Source organism: Micromonospora sp. NPDC049139 (assembly GCF_055586845.1).
The window spans coordinates 22,451-42,457 of sequence record NZ_JBVJHK010000035.1 but is presented as its reverse complement, the minus strand read 5'-3'; the positions used below and the strand labels follow the sequence as shown (position 1 = coordinate 42,457).

The 20,007-nt window shown below is 76.7% G+C and carries 5 protein-coding genes; 2 read left to right on the top strand and 3 right to left on the bottom strand.

Going from position 1 to position 20,007, the window contains the following annotated elements:
• A partial coding sequence (locus ACZ6Q9_RS32645) for a hypothetical protein (RefSeq protein ID WP_466021467.1) occupies nucleotides 1-296 on the bottom strand: 296 nt, incomplete at its 3' end.
• Between the two features lie 1,229 nt (nucleotides 297-1,525).
• On the opposite strand from ACZ6Q9_RS32645, the gene ACZ6Q9_RS32640 reads away from it, so the two are divergent.
• Nucleotides 1,526-2,719 carry an ATP-grasp domain-containing protein gene (locus ACZ6Q9_RS32640; RefSeq protein ID WP_396831127.1) on the top strand — a complete coding sequence of 398 codons (1,194 nt, stop codon included), beginning with the start codon at nucleotides 1,526-1,528 and terminating at the stop codon, nucleotides 2,717-2,719.
• A gap of 233 nt (nucleotides 2,720-2,952) precedes the next feature.
• On the opposite strand, the gene ACZ6Q9_RS32635 is transcribed toward ACZ6Q9_RS32640, so the two are convergent.
• Both ACZ6Q9_RS32635 and ACZ6Q9_RS32630 read right to left on the bottom strand, forming a co-directional pair.
• The gene (locus ACZ6Q9_RS32635) at nucleotides 2,953-3,993 is read right to left on the bottom strand and encodes a 3-dehydroquinate synthase family protein (RefSeq protein ID WP_396831125.1); all 1,041 of its coding nucleotides are present in this window, start codon (nucleotides 3,991-3,993) and stop codon (nucleotides 2,953-2,955) included.
• On the bottom strand, nucleotides 3,974-4,813 hold the full coding sequence (locus tag ACZ6Q9_RS32630) for a hypothetical protein (RefSeq protein ID WP_396831122.1): 840 nt from the start codon (nucleotides 4,811-4,813) through the stop codon (nucleotides 3,974-3,976). Before ACZ6Q9_RS32630 ends, ACZ6Q9_RS32635 begins: the two co-directional genes overlap by 20 nt.
• A gap of 226 nt (nucleotides 4,814-5,039) precedes the next feature.
• On the opposite strand from ACZ6Q9_RS32630, the gene ACZ6Q9_RS32625 reads away from it, so the two are divergent.
• Entirely contained in the window at nucleotides 5,040-19,943 is a 14,904-nt protein-coding gene (locus tag ACZ6Q9_RS32625) for an SDR family NAD(P)-dependent oxidoreductase (RefSeq protein WP_396831120.1), read from the top strand.
• Nucleotides 19,944-20,007: the final 64 nt, after the last annotated feature.

The following is a 20,007-nucleotide window of genomic DNA, read 5'->3' as shown; positions in this document are numbered from 1 at the left end:
CGCGACACCAACACCCCGAACCCCGGATCACCCGCCACGCCCACCCGCAACACACCACCCGACGACAGCCCCACCACCACCTCGCCCTGACCGGTCCACCGCGCCAGAACCGCCACGAGCCCCGCCACCACCACCTCACCGGCCGCCCCGCCAGGCAACGACGGGGACAGCGCCCGGAACACCGACGCCGCCCGAGCCGGCCACACCGCCGGCCGACGCAGGTCACCCACCAGGTCGAGGACCTCGGCGTCCACCGCACCGGCCACGGCGTGAGCACGCTCGAACCCGACAGACATGAGCTTGAACCTCCGATTGAAAGGGGGGCGACCGGAAAGCACCTGGCCGGAGTGGCCGGTCAGCCGATGTGCCGTACGCCGGACGGCATGGTGTGACACGCAGGTGCGGGGCGGCGTGGGATGCCGGTACCGCTCACGGGGACGCCCCAGGCGCGTTCCCGTCGGCGCGCAACCCGCCGTACCGCAGGTGATTCGCGGCTCGTGGGGACGGTTCGGCGACCGTACCGGCTCTGCCGGTCGGTCGTGGCCTCGGTGCCGCCCGTCGGGCGGATCCCGACCGGCGCGACATCCGGGCCGGTTCGCGTGCCGGACGGCCCGAGGTGTGGCCGTGGCGTGGGAACAGCCGTGCGGTCAGCGCGTGACCACCGCCCGGATCCCGGACCGTGACCACGTCGCCGATCGGCGGGAGCAGGTCGGTGTCCGATCCGGTCACCCGCGCCTCCCGTCCGTCAGGGCGCCGCGCACCCACGATCGTCCCCATTCGTTGCGGTGAAAGGGAACGACGAACCAATGGGGCCCGACCCTACGAAGCCCCGTGGAGGGGAGTACACCCCTAGAGCTACGTCCCGTCGACCCCTAGTGCCTCGGCCGGAGATCGCGGCCGGGGTTGGCCGGGGCCCGTTCCGCGTGACGGCCGGCATCGGCACGGGTGCGGTCTCGGTGCCGTCGAGTCGGCCATTTGAGCTGGTCAGTGTGGACCAGTCGTGGTTTGTCGGCGGAATGGTCCGCCGCGGCGTCCGTCCACCGTGGATCGTCGACGCCGCCCGGAACGGTTGGTTGCGATCGTCCGGTTGCGACTGCTCATGATCCCGTGGTCCTTCCGAATGCAGCTATTCGGTCAGCCCTCGGACGAGGGTCCCGCTCGGAGCATCGGCGATTCCGGCGGCGAAAAGGGCAGTCCGTGCTCGGCTGACCGGCCCATCCCGGGGCAATGAGATCTGACTATGCTTTCTCGATCATGACCCAGTCGGTGACTGGCATTTCAGACACCGCCTGATGGTGTGCACCTCGCCAACGCAGCGCTGACCACAAGCCAGTCCGCTACCTGGCCGGTCCAGCCTGAGACCCGTCCGGCCGGTGCACGCGGCACGCCCGACTCTCGTGGCCGAGCGGCCTCACCCCGACCCGGGAGCCCACAACGTCCACGTCCTCCGCTGTTCGTGGTCGTGGCGCACCCGGACTTCGTGCCACCCCGAGGCCCCGCGTGGGCCGGCATGTCAGGAGATTCCATGGATGCGCCTATCCAGGCACAGGTGTTCGCTCCGGATGGAGTGGTGCTCGCCCGACCACCGGATCCGGTGGCGACCGCCGGCAGCCGCTATCTCGCCGGCGCGGGCTCCGCCCTGTACAACGGCCTGGACATGATCACCGGACTTCACCTGACGCTGCCGCAGCAGGCGGCGGTCATCTGCAGCACCGGATCGAGTGCGGAGAAATCACTGCGCCTGCTCAGTCGGTGTGGTCTCAAGACGCCGACTGATCTGCGCGAATTCCGCTCCGGCGCGCAGGCGATGCAGCTCGCCCGGGAAGCCGCCGATCGGGGCGAAGTGCTGGAGTTCCAATTCCCTCCGCACGATCCACAGCTCCGGGAGGCGCGAGCCCGGGTGTCGCCGGATCTGCTGGCCCGCCTCAACAACAAGACCGTGCTGGAAACACTGATCGCACCGGAATATCTGCCCCGTCGCCAGGTCGCCACTCCCGCCGAGGTGCGACGGATCGTGCAGCAGGACCGCCGACCGGCCGTCGTGAAACCGGCCGGTGTCGAGGTGTACAGCGGAATCGCCATCTTCACCAGGCGGTTGCAGGACCGGTTGAACCGGTCACTGTTCAACCAACTGGAACAGGTGAGCGATCGGTGGATCGTCGAGGAGGAGGTGCCCTTCCGGACGATCTGGGGACTCCAGTTCGGCGTGACGGAAAGCGGATCGGTGCATTACTTCGGCGCGTCCGTACACCTGCCGCAGCCCACCTCGACGTGGGTCGGTTGTGTGATGGACGACGACGACCAGCCGCCGGCGGAACTCGTCGAAGCGCTTACGGTAGGGGTCCGGAAGGCCAGTGCGCTCGGATACCGGGGATACTGCGCGTTCGACGCCGGCATCAGCCGGGACGGCCAACTGCGGGTCATCGACCCGAACTTCCGGGTCAGCGGAGCCACCGCATCCGTGCTGCACCGCAGCTCGCTGCTGGGTCAACACCCCTGCGCCATGACCACGTTCTTCTCGCTCGCGCCCGGTGTCGACGCCGAGCCGATCCTCGCCCCGTTCATCGATCGTGGGGAACTGATCGTGTTCATGCACCACGACCCGGCGGAGACGGACAACGGCCCGCAGCCGGCGACCATCGTCGGCATGGTCGGCGCCTCGGACCGGTACGCCTGCGGAGTGCTGGTCGCGCAGATCCAGCGGGCGCTGGGCAGTTGACGCGTCACCCCCGGGCCGTGCAGGCGGCCCGGGGGCACCGTCACCCACCCTGACCCGGTACGACCGGCCGTCCTGGTTCGGGGGCGATCCGCTGTCGGCGCTGGAACGAGCTGTCGCGACACGTCGGACCGACCCCGCGCTGACGGCTGTTGAAGCCGACCGCGTCGCCGACGCGGCAGCCCATGTCCTCGCGACGGTGGGTGGGCGGGCGTGGGGCTGCGGCCGGTAGGCCGTCACATGCCGGTGAGGGCGGCGCGGACGGCGGGCTCGGGGACGTCGGCGACCAGCTCGGGGCCGGCCGGGCCGTCGAGCACGAACGACAGGCCGGACGTGGCCTTCTTGTCCCGCCGCATCAGCGCGAGCAACTCGTCGTGGTCGACGCCGGCCGGCAGCGTCGTGTCCAGGCCGTAGTCCGCCACCACGTTTCGGTGCTCGGCCACCCGGGCGCGTGGGATGCGGCCGAGGACGCCGGCCAGCCGGCCCGCGAAGACCGTGCCGACGCCGACCGCCTCGCCGTGTCGCAGCCGGAAGTCGGTGGCCCGCTCCAGCGCGTGCCCCAGCGTGTGTCCGTAGTTGAGGATGTGCCGCAGCCCGGAGTCGCGTTCGTCGGCAGCCACTACCGACGCCTTGAGCGCGACGCAGGCGGCGATCTGCTCCGCCACGGGCCGGTCGCGCAGCTCGCCGGCGCCGATGAAGTGCGCCCGGGCGATCTCCCCGTACCCGTTGCGCCACTCCCGCTCCGGCAGCGTGCCCAGGTGCTCGGTGTCGCAGAGCACCGCCCGGGGCTGCCAGTACACCCCGACGAGGTTCTTGCCCTCCGGCAGGTTGACCGCCGTCTTCCCGCCGACGCTGGCGTCCACCTGGGCGAGCAGCGAGGTCGGCAGGTGGATCACCGCGACACCCCGGTGGTAGAGCCCGGCGGCCAGCCCGACCACGTCCGTGGTGGTGCCGCCACCGCAGGAGACCACCGCGTCGGCGCGGGTCAGCCCGAAGCCGGCGAACGCCCGGCAGAGCTGCTCCACCGTGGCCAGGTTCTTGTCGTGCTCGCCGTCGCGGGCCGGCACCACCCGGTGCGGCACCCCCGGGTCGGGGGTCCACTCCGGCGGTCGGGCCGAGACCACCACGACCCGCCGCGCGCCGATCCGCGCCACCTCCGCCGGCAGCCGGTGACGCACGCCGGGGCCGATCAGCACCGGGTACGCGCGCTCGCCGAGCGCCACCTCGATCCGGGCCGGGTCGGCGGGGGCGGGACGGTCAGGCGCGGACGCGTGCATGCGGTTGCTGTCTCCTCTGCTGCGGGATCGGGGCCGGTGCGGGGGCGGCGGGGCGGTCGCGGACCATCGACAGGCGCAGCGCCAGCGCCGCCAGCGAGTCGACGTCCGGCCCGATACCCCAGCGTTCGTGGGTGAGTTGCGCGTGGTGCGCCAGCAGGAAGCCGCGCGGCGCTGCCGGGTGCTCCCGGCCGACCACGTGGGCCACCCGGTCCAGGTAGAGCTGCCACGCGACGGCGATCTCCCCGCCCAGCGGCAGGTCCCCGGCCGCCAGGACGATCTTCTCCGCCTCGGCGTCCGCCTGCGCGGCCAGGTCCCGCCGTTGCGCCCCGGTGAGCCGCTGGCTGCGGTCCTGCCAGTGCAGGAAGAGGAACGCCAGCCGGTCGGCCGCCGGCACCAGCCCGGTCAGGTGTCGCAGGTGCGCCACGGCCAGCGGCAGCTCGACGCCGGCCAGCCAGGGAGCGTCCCCGCCGAGCAGGGCCAGGGCCAGGTCGCTGCCGGCGGACGCGAGCGGGCCGCCCCGGGCAGCGTCCCGCACCGTGTCCGGGGCCGGCGCGAAGGACACCCGCGGGTCGTACGTGAGCAGCCGCGCCCGGACCGCGTCGAGCGCGGCCGGGGCGGCGTGGAAGCCGAGGCTGAGCCACCGCCCGGTGGACGTGTCAAGCAGGTCGAAGAACCAGTCCGTGCCCGGGTCGGCGCGGCGGGTGGCGGTGACGAGGTCGGTGAGGACCGTGCCGACCAACTCGGGCACCCGCGCGTCCGGGCGTCCGTCGGCCGGCACGGCCAGGCGGGCGAACAACCAGCAGCGTTCCAACGACGGCACCTCGGCTGACGGGGCGGGTGGAGCACGGGGCTCGACGGCCTGCGGGGGTCGCCCCATCATCGGCCTGCGGCGCGTCCCGCCATCGGATCGGCGGCCGGATCTGGGGACGACTTAGGGGGTGACAGGGGTAGGTTGCCGGCCGGGCGCTGGGAAGACTTGGGCCGTTACGGCGAGCGAGTCCAGGCCGCGGACGAGGGAGTCTCGCCGACGGACGGAATGTGGTGACATGCTGCGGAGCGACCTGATCCAGCCGTTGCCCGACCTGCTCGCGGCCCACGCCGCCAGGTTCGGCGACAAGGTCGCGTTCCGCGACGACCGCAGGGCGGTCGGGTACGCCGACCTCTACGTGCGGACCCGCCGACTGGCCGGGCACCTCGCGGCGTCGGGCGTCGGGCGGGGCGACCGGGTGGCCTTCTGCCTCGGCAACCGGGTGGAGACGGTGGAGACCTGGCTGGCCGTCACGCGGGCGGCGGCAGTCGGCGTACCGCTGAACCCGCGCAGCACGGACGCGGAGCTGGCCCACCTGCTGGACGACTCCGGCGCGGTGCTGGTGGTCACCGACCCGGAACACCTCGACCAGGTGCTGCGGCTGCGCGCCGAGCGGCCGGGTCTGCGGGTGGTGGTCACCGGCGACGGCCCGGTGCCCGCCGGGGTCACCGCCTGGAACGCGCTGGTCGACACCGAGCCCGGTGTGGCCGCCCGCGACGACCTGGGCCTCGACGAGGTCGCCTGGATGCTCTACACCTCCGGCACCACCGGCCGGCCCAAGGGCGTGCTCTCCACCCAGCGCACCTGCCTCTGGTCGGTCGCCTCCTGCTACGTGCCGATCCCCGGGCTCACCGCCGCCGACCGGGTGGTCTGGCCGCTCCCGCTGTTCCACAGCCTCTCCCACATCGGCTGCGTGCTCAGCGTGACCGCGGTCGGCGCCACGGCCCGGCTCGTCGACGGCTTCTCCGCCGACGACGTGCTGCGCGCGGTCGACGAGGACGAGGCCACCGTGCTGGCCGGCGTGCCGGCCATGTACCACCACCTGGTCACCGCCGCCCGGGAGACCGGCTTCCGCGCCCCGGCCCTGCGGGTCTGCCTGGTCGGCGGGGCGATCACCACCGGCGCGCTGCGGCGGGCGTTCGAGGAGGTCTTCGACGCGCCGCTGCTCGACGCGTACGGCAGCACGGAGACCTGCGGCTCGATCGCCGTCACCCGGCCGGACCGGCCCCGCGTCGAGGGCTCCTGCGGGCTCGCGGTGCCGGGCGTCGACGTGCGCCTGGTCAGCCCGCAGACCGGCCTGGACGTGCCGGCCGGCGCCGAGGGCGAGGTCTGGGTGCGCGGGCCGAGCCTCATGCTCGGCTACCACGGCCTGCCGGAACTCACCGCCGCCGCCTTGCGCGACGGCTGGTACCGCACCGGCGACCTGGCCCGGCGCGACGCCGACGGCAACATCTTCGTCACCGGGCGGCACCAGGAGTTGATCATCCGGGGCGGCGAGAAGATCCACCCCGCCGAGGTGGAGGAGGCGCTGCGCGCGGTGCCCGGCGTCGCCGACGTGGCGGTGACCGGCCGGCCGCACGACGTGCTCGGTGAGGTGCCGGTGGCGTTCGTGGTGCCCGGGCCGGAGGGTTTCGACCCGCGCGCCGGGTACGCGGCCTGCCGGGAGAAGCTCTCCTACCACAAGGTCCCCGAGGAGCTGTACGAGATCGCGCGGGTGCCCCGCACCGCCTCCGGCAAGGTCACCCGCCGGCTGCTGCTCGACCGGCCGGCCCGGCTGCGCGCCGTCAACGGCAGCCACCACGAGACGCTGAGCCGGCTCGCCTGGCAACCGCTGGACCTGACCGCCGTACCGCCGGTCGAGGCGCCCGTGCCGACGGCGGCCCTGACCGCCGCCGCCCCGGCCCGCCGCTGGGCGGTCGTCGGGCCCACCGGCGCGGCACTGGTGGAGGCGCTGCGCGCGGCGTCGACGGGGGACAGGTTCCGGTCCCACCCGGACCTCGCCGCCCTGCGCGGGGCCCCGGACGTACCCGACGTGACGGTGCTGGCGGTCGACCCGGCCGACGCCGTCCCGGCGGACCTCGCCGACCGGCTGCGCGGCTGGCTCGACGACGACCGCTTCGCCGGCACCCGGCTGGTGCTGCTGACCGCCGGGCCCGGCGACGCCACCTCGGCGTCCGCCGAGACCGGCGAATCCGTCGACGCGGCCAGCACGACCGCCGGGACCGACCCGGCGGCGGGCGCGGTGCAGGCCCTCGGACGCTGCCTCCAGGCCGCGCACCCGGACCGGATCGTGCTGGTCGACCACGACGCCGACGCGGCCTCGATCGCCCTGCTGCCCGCCGCGGTGGACGCCGGCGCCGCGCAGGTCGCCCTCCGCGCCGGGACCGCCCGGCACGCGGTCCTCGCGCCCGCCCCCGCGACCATGCCGGCGCGGCCGACCGCGGTGGTCGACCCGGCCCACCCGGCCGTGGTCACCGGCGCCGACGGGCCGACCGGCGCGGCGCTGGCCCGACACCTCGTCGCCGCGTACGGCGTCCGCCGGCTGCGGCTGCCGCACACGGGCGCCACCGCTGCGCCCGCGCTGGCCGACCTGGCCGCCGAGCTCACCGCCGCCGGCGCCGAGGCCGTCGCGCTGCCCGCCGACCAGGCGGGCGACGAGCCGGCCGGGGCGGTCTTCCTCTGCCTGGCCGAGGGCGACCTGGCCGACGACGACGCCGTCGACCGGCTGCTCGGCCTCGCCGGGACGCTGGGCGACGCCGCCCGGCACCCGGCCGCCGCGTTCACCGTCCTGGCCCCGTCCGCGCTGCTGCTCGGCGCCGCCGACCGGGAGCGGGCGGCGTCGGCCGTCGGCGCCCTGCACGCCCTGGCCGCCCACCGCCGGGCCGCCGGCCTTCCGGCCCGGCTCGTCGGCACGACCGCGCGCGCCGACCGGGAGCCGGCCACGCCGGCCACGGCCGGGGAGACGACCGGCGACCTGCCGGCGGAGGTGCGCGCCGACCTCGCCGCGTTCGACGTGGCCCACGACGGCGACGAGCTGGTGCTGCTCGCCCGACCGGCGGGCCACGCCGACGCCGCGCACCCCGCCTGGCGTACGCCCGTCGGGGCCGACCGCGACGCCGCCGACGACCGGGAGGCGGCCGAGCTGCGCCGCCGGCTGGCCGGGCTGACCACCGCCGAGGGCGACCGGATCCTGCTCGACCTGGTCCGCGCCGCCACCGCCGAGGTGGCCAACCTGCCCGGGCCGGCCGCGGTCCGCCCGGGCCGGGCCTTCAAGGAACTCGGCTTCACGTCGGTCAGCGCGGTCGCCCTGCGCGACCGGCTGGCCCAGGCCACCGGGGTACGGCTCTCCGCGACGGCCGCGTTCGACCAGCCCAGCCCGGACGCCCTCGCCCGACACCTCGCCGCCCGGCTGCGCGGCGCCACCCCGGAGCCCGGCGCGGTGCCCGACCGGCCCGCGCCGGCGTCCACGGTGGACGACCCGGTGGTCGTCGTCGCCATGGCCTGCCGGCTCCCCGGCGGCGTCAGCTCCCCCGAGGAGCTGTGGGAGCTGGTCGACCAGGGCCGGGAGGGGCTCACGGAGTTCCCCGCCGACCGGGGCTGGGACCTGGCGCACCTGTTCTCCGACGACCCCGACCGCCCCGGCACCTCGTACGTCCGGGTGGGCGGCTTCCTCACCGACGCCGCCGACTTCGACGCCACCCTCTTCGCGATCAGCCCCCGCGAGGCGCTGGCCATGGACCCGCAGCAGCGGCTGCTGCTGGAGACGTCCTGGGAGCTGTTCGAGCGGGCCGGCATCGACCCGACCTCGCTGCGCGGCAGCGCCACCGGCGTCTTCACCGGCGTCATGCACCACGACTACGCCGCGAACCCGCGCCAGGCGCCGCCCGGCACCGAGGGCTACCTCGGCGTCGGCACCGCCGGCAGCGTCGTCTCCGGCCGGGTCGCGTACGCGCTGGGGCTGGAGGGGCCCGCGGTCACCGTCGACACGGCGTGCTCGTCTTCGCTGGTGGCGCTGCACCTGGCCGCCCAGGCGCTGCGCGCCGGGGACTGCTCCCTCGCGGTGGCCGGCGGCGTGGCCGTGATGGGCACCCCGCAGGCGTTCGTCGAGTTCAGCCGGCAGCGCGGGCTCGCCCCGGACGGCCGGTGCAAGGCGTTCGCCGAGGGCGCCGACGGCACCGGCTGGTCCGAGGGCGTCGCCGTGCTGCTGCTGGAACGGCTCTCCGACGCCCGCCGGCGCGGGCACCCCGTCCTCGCCGTGCTGCGCGGCTCGGCCGTCAACCAGGACGGCGCGTCCAACGGGCTCACCGCCCCCAACGGCCCCGCCCAGGAGCGGGTCATCCGCCGGGCGCTGGCCGTCGCCGGCCTTGCCGCCGCCGACGTGGACGTCGTCGAGGCGCACGGCACGGGCACCCGGCTCGGCGACCCGATCGAGGCGCAGGCGCTGCTCGCCACGTACGGCGCGGGCCGCGGCGACGCCGAGCCGCTGCGGCTGGGCTCGCTGAAGTCCAACCTCGGTCACACCCAGGCCGCCGCCGGCGCCGCCGGGGTGATCAAGATGGTGCTCGCCATGCGGCACGGGACGATGCCGCGCACCCTGCACGTGGACGCCCCGACGTCCGAGGTGGACTGGTCCGCCGGCGCGGTCGAGGTGCTCACCGAGGCCCGCCCGTGGCCCGACGTGCGGCGGCCCCGCCGGGCCGGCGTCTCGTCGTTCGGCATCAGCGGTACCAACGCCCACGTCATCGTCGAGGCGCCCTCCGCCGACCCGGCGACCGACGGGCCGCAGCCGCGGACCGAGCGCACCGACGGCCGGCGGAGGCCCGTGCCGTGGCTGATCGCCGCTGCCTCCGGCGAGGCGCTGCGGGACCAGGCGGCCCGCCTGCTGACCTGGCTCGACGGGCCCGGGGCGGACGCCGACCCGGCCGACGTCGGGCACGCGCTCGCCACCACCCGCGCCGCCCTGGAGCACCGGGCGGTCGTGCTGGCCGGTGATCCGGCCGCCGCCCGCGCCGGGCTGACCGCGCTGACCCGGGGCGAGCCCGACCCGGACGTCCCGGCGCTGCTGACCGGCCGCGTCGTCGACGGTCAGCTCGGCCTGCTCTTCGGCGGGCAGGGCGGCCAGCGTCCCGGCATGGGTCGCGAGCTGCACGCGGCGTATCCCGTCTTCGCCGACGCGTTCGACGCCGCCTGCGCCGAACTCGACCGCTGCCTCGCCGGCCACGCCCCGCACCCCGTCGCCGACGTGGTGTTCGCCCCCGAGGGCAGCGACCTGGCCGGGCAGCTCGACCAGACCCTCTACACCCAGCCGGGGCTGTTCGCCTTCGAGGTGGCCCTCTACCGCCTGCTGGAGTCCTGGGGCGTACGCCCCGACGCGGTGCTCGGGCACTCCGTCGGCGAGCTGGCCGCCGCGCACGTGGCCGGGGTGTTCCCGCTCGCCGACGCGGCGGCGCTCGTCGCCGCCCGGGCCCGGCTCATGCAGCAGTTGCCCGCCGGGGGCGCGATGGTCGCCGTCGAGGCCGACGAGGCCGAGGTCGCCGCCCACCTGACCGACCGGGTCGGTCTCGCCGCCGTCAACGGACCGACCAGCGTGGTCGTCTCCGGCGACACCGACGCCGTACTGGCCGTCGTGGCCACCCTGCGCGCCGCCGGGCGGCGGACCAGCCGGCTGCGGGTGTCGCACGCGTTCCACTCGCCGCGCATGGAGCCGATGCTCGATGCGTTCCGCGAGGTGGCGGCCGGCCTCACGTACCGCACCCCGCACCTGCCGGTGGTGTCCAACCTGACCGGCCACCCCGTCGACCCGGCCCGGCTCTGCTCGCCCGACTACTGGGTGGCGCACGTGCGGGGCACCGTCCGCTTCCACGACGGCGTGCGGGCCCTGCACCGGCAGGGGGTCACCACCTTCCTGGAACTCGGCCCGGCCGGCGTGCTCACCGCCATGGCCCAGGACTGCCTCGCCGCCGAGTCCGACGAGCTGGCCTTCGTGCCCGCCGTGCGGGGCGGCGCCGACGAGCCGGCGGCGCTGCTCGCCGCCGTGGCGCGGCTGCACGTGCGGGGCGTCGCCGTGGACCGCGCCGCTCTCGCCGGCCCCGGCCCGCACCGCCCGGTCGACCTGCCCACGTACGCCTTCCAGCGCCGGCACTACTGGCTGCCCGCCGGGGCCGCGGCCGGCGGCCCGGCCGGCATCGGGCTGGCCGACGCCGGGCACCCGCTGCTCGGCGCGGTGCTGCCGGTCGCCGGCACCGGGCAGGTGGTCTGCACCGGCCAGGTCTCCGCGGCCACCCAGCCGTGGCTGGCCGCCCCCGGCGACGGCGCACCGGCGCTGCTGCCCGCCACCGCGCTGCTGGACATGCTCACCCACCTCGGCGAGCAGCTCGGCGCCCCGGCCGTGGAGCGGCTGCGCGTCCCCGAGCCGGTGCCGCTGCCCGCCGAGCTGACCGTCGAGGTGCAGGTCGTCGTCTCCGCGCCCGACGAGCACGGGCGTCGGACGGCGCGCTGCCACGTCCGGTCCGGCGACGGGCAGCCGTGGCGGGAGGTCGCCGAGGCGGTGCTCGCCCCGGTCGACGCCGAGAGCGGGCACAGCGTCCACGCCCCGGCCTGGCCGCCCGTCGGGGCCCGGCCGGTGGACCTGACCACCCCGCAGCGCCGGGCGGTCGCCGGGGAGCTGGCCCGGGCCGCGTGGGTCGCCGCCGACCGGCTCTTCGTCGACGTACGCCTGCCCGAGGACGCGCGGGATCCGGACGCCGAGCGGTACGGCGTGCACCCGCTGGTGCTGGACGCGGCCCTGCGCCTGCTCCCGCTCGCCGACTTCGCGCCGGGCGCCGACGCCGCGCCAACCGATGACGCCGCGCCCACCGCCGACCCCGACGCCGCGCCCACCGTCCGGCTGGTGCCCACCGACTGGACGGGCGTGCGCGTCCACGCCACCGGCGCGCACGCGCTGCGCGTCAGCCTGGCCCCCGCCGGGGCGGACGCGGTGACGCTGAGCGCCGTCGACGACGCGGGCGCGCCCGTGCTCGACGCGGACCGGGTCGTGCTGCGGTCCGTGGCGCTGCCGCCCGCCGAAGCGCCGGCGCCGGAGCCCGCCCCCGCCGGGCTGTACGCCGTCGACTGGCTGCCGGCGGCGTTCCCGGCGACGCCGGCGCCCTCCTGGACGCTCGCCGACGACACGCCCCCGGACGGGCCGCTGCCGCCGCTGCTGGTGCTGCGCGTCGGCGACGGCGAGCCGGGCGGCCCGGTGCCCGACCGGGCGCACGCCGTCGGCCTCGCCGTCCTCGACGTGCTCCAGCGCTGGCTGGCCGACCCCCGCGCGGAGACCACCCGGCTGGCCGTGGCCGTCCGCGACGGCGACCCGGTGCACGCCCCGGTGGCCGGGCTGGTCCGGGTCGCCCAGGCCGAGCACCCGGACCGGTTCCTGCTGCTCAGCCTCGACGCCACCGACGACGCCACCGTCCGGGCGGCGCTGGCCGTCGCCGCCGACGAGCCCGAGGTCGCGGTCCGCGACGGCCGGGCGTTGCTGCCCCGGCTCCGCCCGGTCGAGCACCCGCCGGCCGGCACGCCGGCCCCGGCGCTGGCCGGCGGCACCGTGCTGGTGACCGGCGGCACGGGCGGGATCGGCCGGCACGTCGCCGCCCACCTCGCCACCGTGCACGGCGTCGCCGAGCTGGTCCTGCTCAGCCGCACGGGCCGGGCCGCCGACTGGACCACCGACCTGGCCGACGCCGGCGTCACCGTCCGGGTGGTCGCGGTCGACGTGGCGGACCGGACGGCCCTCGCCGAGGTCGTCGCAACGCTGGCCGACCGGCTGGTCGCCGTGGTGCACGCCGCCGGGGCCACAGACGACGCGCTGCTCACCGACCTCGACCCGGCCCGCTGGGAGCGGGCCCTGCGATCCAAGGTGCACGGGGCGTGGCACCTGCACGAGCTGACCGCCGAGCTGGACCTGGCCGCGTTCGTGCTGTTCTCCTCGGCCGCGGCCGTCTTCGGCAGCCCCGGCCAGGGCAACTACGCGGCCGGCAACGCGTTCCTCGACGCGCTCGCCGCGCACCGCCGCGCGCACGGCCTGCCGGCGACCGCCCTCGCGTGGGGCCTGTGGGCCACCGAGGACGGGATGGCCGGCCGGCTCACCCCGGCCGACCTGGCCCGGCTCGCCCGGGGCGGCACCCGCCCCCTGGACACGGCCGCCGGCCTGGCGTTGCTCGACGCCGCGCTGCACGCCGACCGGCCGGCGCTGGTGCCGATCGGGCTGGACCTGGCCGCCGTCCGGGCCTCCGGCGAGGTGCCCGCCCTGCTGCGGGCGCTGCTGCCCCCGCCGCCCCGCCGGGCCGTCAACGCCGCCGCCGCGCCGGCCGCCACCGGTGGCTTCGCCGACCGGCTGGCCGAGCTGGCCGAGCCCGACCGCGCCGCCCTGCTGCTGGACCTGGTGCGCACCCGCTGCGCCACCGTGGTCGGGCACACCGGCCCCGAACAGGTCGAACCGCGCCGCCCCTTCAAGGAACTCGGCTTCGACTCGCTGATGGCGGTGGAACTGAGCAACCGGCTCACCGCCGTCACCGGCGTCCGGCTCGCCCCGCACGCCGTGTTCAATCATCCCACCCCGGAGCTGCTCGCCGCGCACCTGCACGCCCGGCTGCTCGGCACCGCCGCCGCCGAGGTCACCGACGCCACCACCGTCGCCCTGGACGAGCCGGTCGCCGTCGTCGCCATGGCCTGCCGGTTCCCCGGCGGCATCGGCTCCCCCGAGGAGCTGTGGCGGCTGCTCGACGCCGGCGCGGACGTCATCGGCGACCTGCCCGGCGACCGGGGCTGGCCGCTGGCCGACCTCTACGACCCGGTGCCCGGCACGCCCGGCCGGACGTACGTGCGGGCCGGCGGGTTCCTCACCGGCATCGCCGACTTCGACGCCGAGTTCTTCGGCATCAGCCCCCGCGAGGCCCTCGCCATGGACCCGCAGCACCGGCTGCTGCTGGAGACCTCGTGGGAGGCGCTGGAACGCGCCGGCATCGACCCGGTCACCCTGCGCGGCAGCCGCACCGGCGTCTTCGCCGGCACGCACGGCCAGGACTACGCCAACCAGGTCGCCCCGGGTGTCGCCTCCGACGACGGTGAGGTCACCGCCGACGAGGGGCACCTGCTCACCGGCACGGCCGGCAGCGTCCTGTCCGGACGGGTCGCGTACGCGCTCGGGCTGGAGGGGCCGGCGGTCACCGTGGACACCGCCTGCTCGGCGTCGCTGGTCGCGCTGCACCTGGCCGTCCAGGCGCTGCGCCAGGGCGACTGCGACCTGGCCCTGGCCGGCGGCGTGTCCGTGATGTCCACCCCGGCCGGGCTGACCGGGTTCAGCCGTCAGCGTGGCCTCGCCGCCGACGGGCGGTGCAAGGCGTTCGCCGAGGACGCCGACGGCTTCGGCATGTCCGAGGGCGTCGGGATGCTGGTCGTGGAACGCCTCTCCGAGGCCCGCCGCCGGGGCCACCCGGTGCTCGCCGTGGTCCGTGGCTCGGCGGTCAACCAGGACGGCGCGTCCAACGGGCTGACCGCCCCGAACGGGCCGTCCCAGGAGCGGGTCATCCGGGCCGCGCTGGGCGCCGCCGGGCTGACCCCCGCCGACGTGGACGTGGTGGAGGCGCACGGCACCGGCACCTCGCTGGGCGACCCCATCGAGGCGGAGGCGATCCTTGCCACGTACGGGCAGCGCCCGGCCGACGCCGCGCCGGTGCTGTTGGGCTCGGTCAAGTCCAACCTCGGGCACACCCAGGCCGCGGCCGGCGTGGCCGGGGTGCTGAAGATGGTCCTCGCCATGCGGCACGGCCGGCTGCCCCGCACGCTGCACGCCGAGCGCCGCAGCTCCCGGGTCGACTGGGACGCCGGGTCGGTGGAGCTGCTCACCGAGGCGCGCCCCTGGCCCCGGGCGGACCGGCCGGCCCGCGCCGGCGTCTCGTCGTTCGGCATCAGCGGCACCAACGCCCACGTGATCGTCGAGGCCGTCGCCGAGCCGGCACCGGCCCCGGAGGCCACCGGGCCGGCCCCGAAGGCGGTGGCCGCGACGACGCCGGAGACCGCCGCCGGGACGACTGGCGCGCTGCCGTGGCTGCTCTCGGCGCGTACCCCGGAGGCGCTGGCCGGGCAGGCCCGCCGGCTGCGGGCCCACCTCGCCGAGCGACCCGACCAGCGCCCCCTCGACGTGGCCTGGTCGCTGGCCACCGGCCGGAGCGCCTTCGACGCCCGCGCGGTGCTCGTCGGCGCCGACCCGGACCGGATCGCCGCCGCCCTCGACGCGCTCGCCGAGGGCCGCCCCGACCCCGCCGTGGTACGCGGCGACGTCGGGCCCGCCGGCAGGTGCGTCTTCGTCTTCCCCGGCCAGGGCTCCCAGTGGCTCGGCATGGGGCTGGACCTGCTCGACCAGTCCTCGGTGTTCGCCGAGCGGATGGCGGCCTGCGAGGCGGCCCTGCGGCCGTACCTGGACTGGTCGCTGCTGGACGTGCTGCGTCGGGCGCCCGGCGCGCCCGGCCTCGACGAGGTCGACGTGGTGCAGCCCGCCCTGTTCGCGATGATGGTGTCGCTCGCCGAGCTGTGGCGCTCGTACGGCGTCCAGCCCGCCGCCGTGGTCGGCCACTCGCAGGGCGAGATCGCCGCCGCCTGCGTCGCCGGGGTGCTCTCCCTGCCCGACGCCGCCCGGGTCGTGGCGCTGCGCAGCCGCGCCATCCGGGCGTTGGCCGGGCACGGGGCGATGGCCTCCGTCGCGCTGCCCGCCGACACGGTCCGCGAGCGGATCGCCCGGTTCGGCGACCGGATCGCGGTGGCCGCTGTGAACGGCCCGGCCGCCGTGGTGGTCTCCGGCGAGCCGGCCGCGGTGGAGGAACTCCTCGCCGAACTGGGCGCCGAGCAGGCCCGGGTGCGGCGGATCGCGGTGGACTACGCCTCCCACTCGGCGCACGTGGAACGCATCCGCGACGAGCTGGCCGAGGTGCTGGCGGGCATCACCCCCGGCCCGGCGGCCGTGCCGCTGTTCTCCACCACCGACCTGCGCTGGCTCGACGGCGAGGAGATGGGCCCCGACTACTGGTACCGCAACCTGCGGCAGCCGGTCGAGCTGGAGCGGGCCGTCCGGTCGCTGGCCGACCAGGGCCACGACACGTACGTCGAGTGCAGCCCCCACCCGGTGCTCACCGTCGGCATCGAGGAGACCCTCGCCGACCACGACGGCGGGACCGTGGTGGTCGGCTCGGTGCAACGCGACCAGGGCGGCCACGACCGGTTCCTGCTCTCCCTGGCCCAGCTGCACGTGGCCGGGGTCCCCGTCGACTGGCGGCCCGCGCTGGCCGGCGGCCGGCGGGTCGACCTGCCCACGTACGCGTTCGCCCACCGCCGCTACTGGCCCCGGCCCGTCGCCGGCCCCGGCGACGTCGGCGCCGCCGGCCTGGACGCCGCCGGGCATCCGCTGCTCGGGGCGTCGGTGGCGCTGGCCGAGGCGAAGGGGCACCTGTTCACCGGGCGGCTGTCGACCGACGTCCAGCCGTGGCTCGCCGACCACCGGGTCACCGACAGCGTGCTGGTGCCCGGCACCGGCCTGGTGGAACTCTGCCTGCGCGTCGGCGACGAGATCGGCCACCCCGTCCTCGACGAGCTGGTCATCGAGGCCCCGCTGACCCTGCCCGCCAACGGCGCCAGCCAGATCCAGGTGGCGGTCGGGGCGGCCGGCGACGACGGGCGCCGCTCGGTGACCCTGCACTCCCGGCCCGCCGACGGCCCGGCCGGGAGCCCGTGGACCCGGCACGCCAGCGCGACCCTCTCCGCCGTCCAGCCCACCCCACCGCCGCAGCTCACCGACTGGCCGCCGCGCGACGCCCGCCCCGTCGACCTGACCGGGTTCTACGCCACCCTCGCCGCCGACGGCTACGCGTACGGGCCGGCGTTCCAGGGGCTGCGGGCGGTGTGGACCAGCGGCGACGAGGTCTACGCCGAGGTGGAGCTGCCGGCGGTCCAGCGGGTCGACGCCGACCGCTACGGCCTGCACCCGGCCCTGCTCGACGCCGCCCTGCACGCCGCCCACTTCGGCGGCCTCGCCGACGCGGGGGCCGGCCGGCTGCTGCTGCCGTTCGCCTGGAACGGCGTCACCCTGTACGCCACCGGCGCGACCGCGCTGCGGGTCCGGCTCACCCAGGTCGGGCCGTACGCCATCGCGGTGACCGCCGCCGACCCGACCGGCGCCCCGGTCGCCGACGTGACCGCCCTGACGATGCGGCCGATCTCGGCCGCGGAGCTGGCCGTCACCGACGACAGGGCCACCCGCGACGCCCTGTTCCGCCTCGACTGGACGCCCCTGCCGCCGGCCGACGGGGTCGCGCCGGTCGCGGCCGTGGCGGTCGCCCCCGGCCTCGACGGGTTCCCGCTCCACCCGGGGCTGGACGGGCTCGCCGCCGCCGTCGACGCGGGACTGGACCTGCCCGGGGCCGTGCTCGTGCCGCTCGACGCGGAGCCGGCGCAGCCGGCCCCCCAGGCGGCCCGCCGCGCTGCCGTCGCGGCCCTCGACATGGTCCGGCGCTGGCTCACCGAACCCCGCTGGGCGGCCTCGCGGCTGCTGCTGGTGACCCGCGGCGCGGTGGCCGTGCACGGCGCCGGCGAGGTCACCGACCCGGCCGCCGCGGCGGCGTGGGGACTGGTCCGCTCCGCCCAGTCGGAGAACCCGGACCAGCTGGTCGTCGTCGACGTCGACGCCGACGGGATCGACCCCGACCAGGTCGCCGCGCTGCTGGCCGCCGCCGAGCCGCAGGCCGCCGTCCGCGGCGGCGTCGCGTACGTGCCGCGGCTGGCGCGGGCCGGCTCGGCGGGCGAACTCGCCGCGCCGCCCGCCACCGCGTGGCGGCTGGACGCGCCGGTGCGCGGCAGCCTGGAGAACCTCACGCTCAGCCCGACCGACGCCGCCGACGCCGTCCTCGGCCCCCGCGAGGTCCGCGTCCGCGTCCACGCCGCCGGCCTGAACTTCCGCGACGTGCTCAACGCGCTCGGCCTCTACCCGGGCGACGCGGGGCCGCTCGGCGGCGAGGGTGCCGGGGAGGTCGTCGAGGTGGGCGCCGAGGTGACCGACCTGCGCCCCGGCGACCGGGTGTTCGGGGTGTTCGTGGGCTGCTTCGGGCCCGTCGCGGTCACCGACCGCCGGCTGCTGGCCCCGATGCCGGCCGGCTGGTCGTACGTGGCGGCCGCTTCCGTGCCGGTGGTCTTCCTGACCGCGTACCACGGCCTGGTCAACCTGGCCGGGCTCGGCCGGGGCGAGTCGGTGCTGGTGCACGCGGCGGCCGGCGGCGTCGGCATGGCCGCCGTGCAGCTCGCCCGGCATCTGGGCGCCGAGGTGTACGCCACCGCCAGCCCCGCCAAGTGGGACGCCCTGCGGGCGATGGGCATCGACGAGGACCACCTGGCCTCGTCCCGGACCCTGGACTTCGAGACCCGGTTCGCCGACGCCACCGGCGGCCGGGGCGTCGACGTGGTGCTGGACTCCCTGGCCCGCGAGTTCGTCGACGCCTCGCTGCGGCTGCTGCCGCGCGGCGGACGGTTCGTCGAGATGGGCAAGACGGACATCCGGGACGCCGCCCGGGTCGCCGCCGACCACCCGGGCGTCGACTACACCGCCTTCGACCTGACCCTCGAGGACCCCGACGAGGTGCAGCGCATGCTCGTCGTGCTGCTGGGGCTCTTCGAACGCGGCGCGCTCACCCCGCTGCCCACGCAGGTGTGGGACGTGCGCCAGGCGCCGGAGGCGTTCCGCTACGTCAGCCAGGCCCGGCATGTCGGCAAGGTGGTGCTCACCATGCCCCGGGCGTGGGACCCCGACGGCACCGTGCTGCTCACCGGCGGCACCGGGACCCTGGGCCAACTGGTCGCCCGGCGACTGGTCGAGACCCACGGCGTACGACGGCTGCTGCTGGTCAGCCGCCGGGGCGAGCAGGCCCCGGGCGCGGCCGAGACGGTCGCCGAGCTGCGAGCCCTGGGCGCCGAGGCCACGGTGGTGGCGACCGACGTCTCCGACCGGGACAGCCTGGCCGGGGTGCTGGACGCGGTGCCGGCGCGGCACCCGCTGACCGCGGTCGTGCACCTCGCCGGGGTGCTCGACGACGGGGTGGTCACCGCCCTGACGCCGCAGCGCCTCGACACGGTCTTCGCGCCGAAGCTCGACGCCGCGTGGCACCTGCACGAGCTGACCCGGCACCTCGACCTGGCCGGCTTCGTGCTGTTCTCCTCCGGCGCCGGCGTCTTCGGCGTGCCCGGCCAGGCGAACTACGCGGCGGCCAACGCGTTCCTCGACGCGCTCGCGCTGGCGCGCCGCGCCGAGGGGCTGCCGGGCCGGTCGCTGGCCTGGGGCCTGTGGGAGCAGGCCAGCGAGATGACCGCCAAGCTGGACCGCACCGACCCCCGGATCACCGCCCGGGACGGGCAGCTCGCGATCCCGTCCGACCTGGGCATGGCCCTGTTCGACGCGGGCCTGCGGACGGCCGAGCCGGTGCTGGTGCCGACCAGGATCGACGTCGCCGCCCTCGGCGCGGTCGACCGGCCCCCGGCCCTGCTACGCGGACTGACCCGGCGGGAACGGCCCAGCGCCCGGTCGGCCGCCCCGGCCACCGGCGGCCGCACCCTCGCCGACGAACTGGCGGCCCTGGCCGGTCCCGACCGGCACACCCTGCTGGTCGACCTGGTCCGCGAGCAGGCGGCGAGCGTGCTCGGGCACGGCAGCCGCGCGGCGGTCGCCCCCGGCCGGGCGTTCAGCCAGATCGGCTTCGACTCGCTGACCGCCGTCGAGCTGCGCAACCGGCTCACCACGGCGACCGGAATGCGCCTGCCGGCCACGCTGATCTTCGACTACCCGGACCCGAACGCGCTGGCCGAGTTCCTGCTCGCCCAGCTCGCGCCGGACACCGGCCCCGACGTTCCGCCGGTCCTCGCGGACCTGGAGAACCTGGAACGCTCGCTGACCGAAGCCAGCGTCGAGCCGGAGCTGCACGCCCAGATCGGCTCCCGGCTGGAGGTGCTCATCGCCAAGTGGCGGACGATGCGCGCCGGCTCGGACGGCAGCCCCGACCTCGACATCGACCTCGACCGGGCCAGCGACGACGAGATCTTCGACCTCATCGACGCCGAACTCGGCCTCTGACCGCCGTCCGGCCGCCCCGGACGGCGCAAACCGTCCCCACGACACCGTGTCCGACCGACCCCGC